This is a genomic window from Arthrobacter sp. GCM10027362 (genome assembly GCF_042679445.1).
Classification (GTDB): Bacteria; Actinomycetota; Actinomycetes; order Actinomycetales; family Micrococcaceae; genus Crystallibacter.
The window spans coordinates 1-8,144 of record NZ_JBHTML010000172.1; the positions used below are offsets into that span (position 1 = coordinate 1).

Sequence of the window (8,144 nt, forward strand, 5' to 3'; positions counted from 1 at the left end):
GCAGCCGCCGGGGCGGGAACGGCGTCGGCGGGAGCTGCGGCCGGGACGGCGGTACCCGCCCCGCCGTAGCTGAGCCGGCGTTCGATCCGGTCCACCCGGGCGGCCACACCCCGCTCGCCTTCTTCGGCGGCGGGCAGCAGGATCCGGGCGCAGAGCAGCTCCAGGTGCAGCCGGGGCGAGGTGGCGCCGGTCATTTCGGTCAGCGCCTGGTTGGTAATGTCCGCGGCGCGGGACAGCTCCGCGGAGCCGAGCTGGTTGGCCTGCGTCTGCATCCGGGCGATCTGGTCCTCCGGGACGCCGCGCAGGATGGCGTGGGCGCTCTCGGGCATGGCCTTGACGATGATCAGGTCGCGGAAGCGCTCCAGCAGGTCCTCCACGAAGCGCCGGGGGTCGTGGCCGGTCTGGATCACCCGGTCCACGGCGCTGAACACCGTGGCCGCGTCCGCGGCGGCAATGGCCTCGACCACGTCGTCCAGCAGCGAGGCATGCGTGTAGCCGAGCAGGGACACCGCCAGCTCGTAGTCCAGGCCCGCGGGCCCGGCGCCGGCCATCAGCTGGTCCAGCACGGAGAGCGAATCGCGCACCGAGCCGCCGCCGGCCCGGATCACCAGCGAGAGCACGCCCGGGGCCACCGGCACGTGCTCCTGGTCGCACAGGTGCTCCAGGTACTTCAGCAGCGGCTCCGGCGGCACCAGCCGGAAGGGGTAGTGGTGCGTGCGGGAGCGGATGGTGCCGATGACCTTGTCCGGCTCGGTGGTGGCGAAGATGAACTTGATGTGTTCCGGCGGCTCCTCCACGATCTTCAGCAGCGCGTTGAAGCCGGCGGACGTGACCATGTGGGCCTCGTCGATGATGAAGATCTTGTAGCGGTCCCGCACCGGGGCGAAGGTGGCGCGCTCGCGCAGGTCGCGGGCGTCGTCCACGCCGCCGTGGCTGGCGGCGTCGATCTCGATCACATCGAGGCTGCCCGGGCCGCCGCGGCCCAGTTCGACGCAGGAATCACACACCCCGCACGGGGTCGCCGTCGGACCTTGGGCGCAGTTCAGGCAGCGGGCGAGGATGCGCGCGGAGGTGGTCTTGCCGCAGCCGCGCGGGCCGGAGAAGAGGTAGGCGTGGTTCACACGGTTCTTCTGCAGTGCGGCCATCAGCGGGTCGGTGACGTGTTCCTGCCCGATAACGTCCGCGAACGTGTCCGGCCGGTAACGGCGGTAAAGGGCTGTACTCACGATGAAAACACTATCCGTTGTGGGCGGGCCCCCGCATCCTGCGTCCCAGGGCTGGGGGCCGGCCGGGAAAAGGCAAATAAAGGACCCCTCATGCACCTGCCAGAGCCCGCTTACCCTTGCTACCTTCCGGTCCTGGGGGAGTTCACAGGATGACACCACATGAGGGGCCGTCCAACAGCTTACCCGATGCCGCCGGGAGTTCCGAATCCGGCTATTCGGACCGGCCGATCCTCCTGATCTGTTCGAGGGTCAGTTCGGCAGCGCCCACCAGATCCTCGGCCCGGATCCCGGCCTCGAGCGCCTCCCGGATCGCGTCACGCAGGTCCGCGTCCGCATTGTCCAGTTGGAACTGCAGCCATTCCTTGTCGGCCGCGGCGCTGCGCACCTTATTGAGGCGTTCTTCCACGAGGTCATCCCCTTCCCAAGGAAGCGTTCCGGGCTAAACCTAGTGGCCACAATAGGCGTGCTGACAAGGCATAACAATAAGAATGCTTAGCATCGGGCGGGCTCCGGATCCCGGCCCTTGCGGAGGCTGCCGCGGGCCCGGAAGATGCTGGCATGGAATTCATGCCAAGGACCGCAATTGTCACTGGATCGGACTCGGGGATCGGCCGGGCGGCGGCGGTTGCCCTCGCCCGGGCCGGGCTGGATGTGGGCATCACCTGGCACGCCGATGCCGACGGCGCGGAGCAGACCGCCGCCGAAGTCCGCTCGCACGGGCGGGAGGCGCACGTGGCCCGGCTGGACCTCACGGACCTGCCCGGCTGCGGGGACGTGGTCGACGAACTGGCCGGCGCCCTGGGCGGAGTCGATGTGTTCGTCAACAATGCCGGCACGGGCGAGCAGGTGAAGTTCCTGGACCTGGACTACGAGCGCTGGCGGACCACCGTGGCCACCGACCTCGACGGCGCGTTCGTGTGCATCCAGCGGGCGGCCCGGCGCATGGTGGAGGCCGGCCGGGGCGGGCGGATCATCGCGGTCACCAGCGTGCACGAACACCAGCCGCGGGTCGGCTCCTCCGCCTACGATGCGGCCAAGCACGGGCTCGGCGGGCTGGTCAAGACCATCGCGCTGGAGCTGGGGCAGTACGGCATTACCGCCAATTCGGTGGCCCCCGGCGAGATCGCCACGCCGATGACGGGCCAGACGGACCAGGACCCGCGGGGGACGGACCGCCCCGGCGTGCCGCTGGGGCGGCCGGGCGATGCGCGCGAGGTGGCCGCGGTGATTGCGTTCCTGGCCTCCGCCGAGGCCGGCTACGTGACCGGGGCGTCCTGGGTGGTCGACGGCGGCATGCTGCAGATGGGCCCGCAGGCCGGCTCGCATCTTAGGGAGCCGGCCTGGCGCGAGGGGTAGGGCCTAGGGCTGCAGCTCCTCTTCCAGGGCCACGTACCGGTCCAGCAGTTCCCGCGCGTGCTGCCCGGGACCTCCTTCCGCCGCAAGCCCCTGCCGCATCGACTCGGCCTTCTGCGCGCCCGCCGGGAAGGGTGGCAGCAGCGGGATGTCCGGATCGGTGACGGCCTCGAGGACGAACGGCCTGTCGGCGGCGAACGCCCGCTCCCAGGCCCCGCCCAATTCTCCCGGTTCCTCCACGCACACGCCGTCCAGGCCCAGCAGGCGCGCGTAGTCCGCATAGCTGAAGTCCGGCAGCGCCTGGCTGTCCGCAAAGCGCGGCTCGGTCTCCATCTCGCGCTGTTCCCAGGTGACCTCGGCCAGTTCGCGGTTGTTGAGCACGCAGACCACGAAACGCGGGTCCTGCCACTGCTGCCACAGCCTGCCGACGGTGATCAGTTCGGCGAGGCCGCCCATCTGCATCGCGCCGTCGCCGCTGAGCACGACGGCGGGCCGGCCCGGGCGGGCCAGCTTGGCTGCAAGGGCGTAGGGGATCGAGCATCCCATGGTCGCCAGCGTCCCGGACAGGTGCGCCGGCACACCCTCGGGCAGCGTCAGCTGCCGGGCGTACCAGTACACAACGCTGCCGACGTCGACGGCCAGCTGCGCGTCCGCCGGCAGCCGCCCGTTCAGCTCGCGGACCACGAGTTCCGGATTGAGCGGCCGCCCCGGCACGCCGGCGCGGCGTTCGCGCAGCCGGTGCCAGCGGCGCACGCCGGCCTCCACCTCGGTGCGCCAGGAGGAGTCCTCCCGGGGCCGCAGCAGCGGCAGCAGCCGGTCCAGCGTCGCCGCAGCATCGCCGGCAAGCCCGGCTTCCACCGGGTAGCGGTTGCCGATGGCGGCCGGGTCCACGTCGATCTGCACGGCGCGGGCGGATCCGGGCGGGGGATAGAACTCGGTCCACGGATCGTTGGAGCCGACGATCAGCAGGGTGTCGCAGTTGCCCAGCAGCTGGGCGCTGGCGCTGCTGCCCAGGTGGCCCATGGTGCCCGCGGCGAACGGCAGGCTTTCGTCCACGTACGGCTTGCCCAGCAGGCTGGTGGTGATCCCGGCGCCGAGCCTTTCGGCCACCGCCACCACCTGCTGCCGGGCCGCGCGGGCTCCCTGGCCGACCAGCAGCGCCACCTTGGTCCCGGCATTGAGCAGCTCCGCCGCCTTGTGCAGGTCCTGCTCGTCCGGCAGGACCTGCGGCGGGCTCCAGCGGGGCGCGGTGAGCACGATGCCGTGCTCCTGCGGGTGTTCCGGAGCCGGCGCCTGCTGGATGTCGTGGGGCAGGATCACCACCGTGGGCTGCCGTGCCGCCAGCGCCGCCCGGAAGGCGCGGTCAATGACCATCGGCACCTGTTCCGGAGAGCTGACCAGCTGGTTGAAATGCGCGGCCACGTCCTTGGTCACGTTCAGCAGGTCGATTTCCTGCATGTACCCCGAGCCCAGGACGGACCGGGACTGCTGCCCGATGATCGCGACCACCGGGACGTGGTCCAGCTTGGCGTCGTAGAGCCCGTTGAGCAGGTGGACCGCCCCCGGGCCCTGGGTCGAGGTGACCACGCCGACCCGGCCGGTGTATTTGGCGTGGCCCACGGCCATGAAGGCGGCGTTTTCCTCGTGCCGGGCCTGGACGAAGCCGGGACCTTCGGCGGAGCGCCGCAGCGCCCCCATGAAGGCGTTGATGCCGTCCCCGCTGTAGCCGAAGACCCGGTCCACCCCCCAGTCCCGCAGCCGCTCGACGACCGCATCCGCGACCAGCCGCTCACCCATGATCGGCTCCCGTCAGCACGGACGCCGGGAAGCGGTCCCGGGTCCGGAGCCGGGGCGGCCCGGACGACGGGGCGCCGGGAAAGGGCCTGATTTGATCTGGCATGGTGATCCTTCGCACGGGATTGGGACGGCCTGGAATGAACGAGCCCGGGCGGGGCGTTGGGCCCCTGCCCGGGCTCTGCATCGGCGGGTATTGCCGCGGCCAGCCAGGTTGCTACGTCGAGCTGGACTGGTCCTGGATGTTGGTCCGGGCCTCCTGGGCGCGGTCCTGCACGTCCTGGGCCGCCGAGGTGCCCTCGGCCTTCACCCGGTCCGTGGCATCCGTGGCGGTCGCCTTGACTTCGTCGACTGCCTCGCGGGCAGGCTCCTTCATGTCCTCGGTGATCTGCCTGGCGGACTCCTTGACCCCCTCCATCAGCGGCTGGGCCTTGTCCTTCACGGCCGCGGCGGCCTGCTGTTCGGTTTGGCTGGACGGGATGAGGGAGGAGACCAGCCAGCCGACGCCGAAGGCAATCAGGCCGGCGGCCATCGGATTGCCGCTGGTCTTCCGGGCAATCATCTGCGGCGCCTCGCCGATGCTTTCGCCGACGTCGTGCGCGGTGGACTGCAGCGACTGTCCGGCATCCTCGGCGCCGCCCATGAGGCGCTCCTTGGCGTCCTCCGCGGTGCCCATGACCCGGTCCCGGGCCCGGGCGAAGCTGCCCTTCACCTTGTTCGTCTGGCGCTGCACGATCCGCGACGGGGTGACCTTCTCCGCCACCGCGTCCACATCCGTGCCGAGCCGGCCCCGGGTGGCTTCAATATCCGCGCGGATCTCTTCTGGTGTCTGGCTCATCGCGGTTCCTCACTTGGCTTCAGGGTTTCGGGAATCTTCTTCACTGTCTCCGTGGTGCGCGGCATGCCGCGCACGGTCTTCATTTCCTTCTTGCCGACCGCGTACAGGATGCCGGCAATGATGGCCCAGAGCACGGCCACGATCAGCGCGGACCATGCCCAGCCGATGGCGTCACCGATGGCCCACCACAGGGCGATGGAGAGGAACAGCAGGACGAAATGCCCTGCCACCCCGGCGCCGGCGAGCATTCCGACGCCCTTGCCTGCGCGGCTGGTGGACTCCCTGAGCTCGGCTTTGGCCAGCTCCATCTCCTGGCGCATCAGCACCGAGATGTCCTTGCTGACGTCGGCGAGCAGGTCGCCCAGCGAGGTGGTTTCAGCCTTCATCTCCGCATTGCTGGCCGGGGTCTGCGGCAGGCCGGAGGAATCGGCAGGTCCTGGAACGGCGTGGCTCATCCGCGTTCACCTCCTTCGTCGAGTGTCTGCTCCGAGGGCGTGCGCGGCGGCAGCGACGTCGTTTCCGACCCGGCCGACGGCACCGGCGGCATGCCGGCGTCCGGTTCCGTGCCGTACGCGCCGGCCCCGGTGGTGCCGTACGCGCCCGTCCCGGTGGTGCCGTACGCACCGGTCCCGGTGGTGCCGTCCGTGCCGGTGGTTTCCGGGACGTAGGTGGGCTGCGGCGGCACGGCCCCGGTGGTATCGACCATCCGGCGTGTGGCTGCGGTACCTCCGCCGGCTCCCGCGGTCATGCCCCGGGTCAGCCGCCCGGCGAGCAGGCCCGCGCCGGCGGCGATGGCCAGGAACGCACCCGGCCGGCGGCGGGCAAAGGACCTGACCTCCTCCAGCAGGTCGGACGGGTCCCGGTTTTCCAGCCAGTCCGCGATACCGTTGACGCGCTCTGCCGCCTGGTTCACCAGGTTCATGGCGGCGCCGGACTGCGGCGAACCGTTGGCCATCGAGGTCAGCCCGTCGCTGAAGGAACGCAGCCCCGATGCGGCCTTCTGCTGCTGGGCGCCGGCCTGGCCCCGGACATTGTCGCCGACCTGGGATACGAGGTTCTTGACCTGGAACTTGGCCTCCTGGGCCACGTTGCCGGCCTCTTCCCTGGCCACGCCGGCAACGCGCTGGCCGGCGGCCATGCCCTCGCGCCCGACGTCCTTGGCCTCTTCCTTGGCGGTTGAGGTGGTTGAGGTGGTTGTGGTGGTCCGCGCCGGAGGCACGGTCTCGACCGGCACGGCCGGCGTCACCGTGGCGTCGCCCAGCACTGTCTCCCCGAGGGGCTCTTCGGTGGCTCCGGTCCGGGGAGGGAAGTCCTCGTCATACCTGCCGGTGTTCGGATTTGTTGTCATCACAGCTCCTTGTTCTGGGATCGGATGGGTCTGTGTGGTGCCGGTCAGCGTGCTTGGGAGGGCTGCCCGCGGTCGTGTTCCTCCCTCCAGCGTGCGTTTTCGTACTGGACGCGCAGCAGACGTCCGCGGGCGACGTCGTCCCGGGCCTGGCGCTGCTGCTTCTCGGCACGTCGGTGGTCCCTGGGCGGCAGCTGCAGCGTTTCTTCGGCTTCGATGCCTGCCTGCAGTTGGCGCCCGCGTTCGGTCTCGGCGTCGAATTCGGCGCCGAAGAGCAGGGACAGGTTCGCCAGGTACAGCCACAGCAGCAGCACGATTACGCCGCCGATGGCTCCGTAGGTGCGGTTGTAATTGGAGAAGTTCGCCACGTAGAACGCGAAGCCGGCAGTGGTTGCCCCCAGCACGAGCAGGGCGATGAAGGCGCCCATGCTGACCCAGCGGAACTTCGGCTGCTTCACGTTCGGGGTGGCGTAGTACAGCAGCGCGATGGCCAGGACCGCGGCGAACACGAGCACCGGCCACTTGGCGATGTTCCACACCGTCACGGCCACCTCGTCCATGCCGAAGAATCCGCCGATTGTCGAGGCAATCGGACCGGAGACCACCAGCATCACGAGCATGAGCGCCGCCAGCACCACCAGGATGACGGTGATCAGCAGCATCACCGGGCGCAGTTTCCAGAACGGGCGTCCTTCGTCCACTTCGTAAATGCGGTTCATGGCGCGGCCAAAGGCCCCCACGTAGCCGGAGGCGGACCAGAGGGCGCCGACAAGACCGACGGCGAGGGCGAGGCCTGCGGCATGCGAGGCGGTGAGCTGCTGGATCGGCTGCTGCAGCACCCGGGCCGCTTCGCCCGGGGCCAGCCGCTGGAGCAGGTCCAGCATCGCCGCCGTCGTCTGTTCGCTCTGGCCGACGATGCCCAGCAGGGACACCATGGCCAGCAGCGCGGGAAACAGCGACAGCACGGTGTAGTAGGTCAGGGCAGCAGCCAGGTCGGTGCACTGGTCAGCGGAAAACTCGCGGACCGCCTTGCGGAAAATGTACATCCATGACGGTTTCTTCAGCTGGGTAGGGAATTCCGGTTTGCGCGAGTCCTCGACTGGTGGCGCGGTGTGCATCTTGTCCGTGGTGCTTTGGCTTGCCATGCTTGACTCCTCGGGTTGGGAGGTGTGCCCGTCAATCCAGTTTCACGCTAACACTAAGTATGCTTACCAACAACCGCCCCGACGGCCGGCCAAGCCCCCGATTCGGCAGATCGGCAAAACTTCGGTATTCTGGTATCCGCTCGCGAAGAGCGCACAACTGGAGGATTCGCCTAGCGGCCTATGGCGCACGCCTGGAACGCGTGTTGGGTTAACAGCCCTCGGGGGTTCAAATCCCCCATCCTCCGCCAGTGTACAAGCGGCCCCGACCGGTACCGGTCGGGGCCGCTTTTGGTGCTGCGCTGTGATTCTGTGTCGGCTTCGGGCAGGACTGTGCGGTGGCCCTCGGCGCGGTGCAACGGCCGACGTGCCGGGCGGCCCGGCTACCGGTCCAGGCCCAGGCGGCGGCGCCGCTGCCGGGCGAAGGTTTCGCTGGGACTGCGCCG

Annotated in this window: 8 protein-coding genes, 1 tRNA gene and 1 other RNA gene; 2 read left to right on the forward strand and 8 right to left on the reverse strand. The window is 69.7% G+C overall.

Translation table 11 applies throughout. The features are described 5' to 3' along the window. The 3 genes from ACFQ36_RS18265 to ACFQ36_RS18275 all read right to left on the reverse strand — a co-directional run. Positions 1-1,226: DNA polymerase III subunit gamma and tau (locus ACFQ36_RS18265; protein ID WP_377016200.1), on the reverse strand; the 1,226-nt coding region annotated here is incomplete at its 3' end. 76 nt (positions 1,227-1,302) lie between these two features. Further along, positions 1,303-1,398: signal recognition particle sRNA small type (gene ffs, locus ACFQ36_RS18270), an RNA gene on the reverse strand. Positions 1,399-1,437: 39 nt separating this feature from the next. Then, positions 1,438-1,632: a hypothetical protein gene (locus ACFQ36_RS18275; protein ID WP_377016202.1), complete on the reverse strand. Its 195-nt coding sequence runs from the start codon at positions 1,630-1,632 to the stop codon at positions 1,438-1,440. A 152-nt stretch (positions 1,633-1,784) separates the two neighbouring features. Here ACFQ36_RS18275 and ACFQ36_RS18280 point away from each other — a divergent pair, with 152 nt between their 5' ends. Beyond that, a complete protein-coding gene (locus ACFQ36_RS18280; RefSeq protein WP_377016204.1) occupies positions 1,785-2,582 on the forward strand; it encodes an SDR family oxidoreductase in 798 nt (265 codons plus the stop codon). 3 nt (positions 2,583-2,585) lie between these two features. Here ACFQ36_RS18280 and ACFQ36_RS18285 read toward each other — a convergent pair whose 3' ends face one another. The 5 genes from ACFQ36_RS18285 to ACFQ36_RS18305 all read right to left on the reverse strand — a co-directional run bounded on the left by ACFQ36_RS18285 (position 2,586) and on the right by ACFQ36_RS18305 (position 7,701). Continuing rightward, the gene (locus tag ACFQ36_RS18285; protein ID WP_377016206.1) at positions 2,586-4,376 is read right to left on the reverse strand and encodes a thiamine pyrophosphate-requiring protein; all 1,791 of its coding nucleotides are present in this window, start codon (positions 4,374-4,376) and stop codon (positions 2,586-2,588) included. A 214-nt stretch (positions 4,377-4,590) separates the two neighbouring features. Continuing rightward, positions 4,591-5,211, reverse strand: coding sequence for a DUF3618 domain-containing protein (locus ACFQ36_RS18290; protein WP_377016208.1), 621 nt, complete (start codon positions 5,209-5,211; stop codon positions 4,591-4,593). Next, on the reverse strand, positions 5,208-5,666 hold the full coding sequence (locus ACFQ36_RS18295) for a phage holin family protein (RefSeq protein ID WP_377016210.1): 459 nt from the start codon (positions 5,664-5,666) through the stop codon (positions 5,208-5,210). The genes ACFQ36_RS18290 and ACFQ36_RS18295 overlap by 4 nt, the downstream gene beginning before the upstream one ends. Next, positions 5,663-6,559, reverse strand: coding sequence for a hypothetical protein (locus tag ACFQ36_RS18300; RefSeq protein WP_377016212.1), 897 nt, complete (start codon positions 6,557-6,559; stop codon positions 5,663-5,665). The genes ACFQ36_RS18295 and ACFQ36_RS18300 overlap by 4 nt, the downstream gene beginning before the upstream one ends. Before the next feature lie 44 nt (positions 6,560-6,603). After that, positions 6,604-7,701: a YihY/virulence factor BrkB family protein gene (locus tag ACFQ36_RS18305; RefSeq protein ID WP_377016214.1), complete on the reverse strand. Its 1,098-nt coding sequence runs from the start codon at positions 7,699-7,701 to the stop codon at positions 6,604-6,606. 159 nt (positions 7,702-7,860) lie between these two features. Here ACFQ36_RS18305 and ACFQ36_RS18310 point away from each other — a divergent pair. After that, positions 7,861-7,949 (forward strand) — tRNA-Ser (locus tag ACFQ36_RS18310). The last annotated feature ends 195 nt before the right edge of the window (positions 7,950-8,144 follow it).

Bases quoted from the DNA above. Each gene is read 5' to 3' on its own strand.
- ACFQ36_RS18300 (WP_377016212.1), bottom strand. From the start codon at position 6,559: ATGACAACAAATCCGAACACCGGCAGGTATGACGAGGACTTCCCTCCC.
- ACFQ36_RS18295 (WP_377016210.1), bottom strand. From the start codon at position 5,666: ATGAGCCACGCCGTTCCAGGACCTGCCGATTCCTCCGGCCTGCCGCAG.
- ACFQ36_RS18280 (WP_377016204.1), top strand. From the start codon at position 1,785: ATGGAATTCATGCCAAGGACCGCAATTGTCACTGGATCGGACTCGGGG.
- ACFQ36_RS18285 (WP_377016206.1), bottom strand. From the start codon at position 4,376: ATGGGTGAGCGGCTGGTCGCGGATGCGGTCGTCGAGCGGCTGCGGGAC.
- ACFQ36_RS18305 (WP_377016214.1), bottom strand. From the start codon at position 7,701: ATGGCAAGCCAAAGCACCACGGACAAGATGCACACCGCGCCACCAGTC.
- ACFQ36_RS18290 (WP_377016208.1), bottom strand. From the start codon at position 5,211: ATGAGCCAGACACCAGAAGAGATCCGCGCGGATATTGAAGCCACCCGG.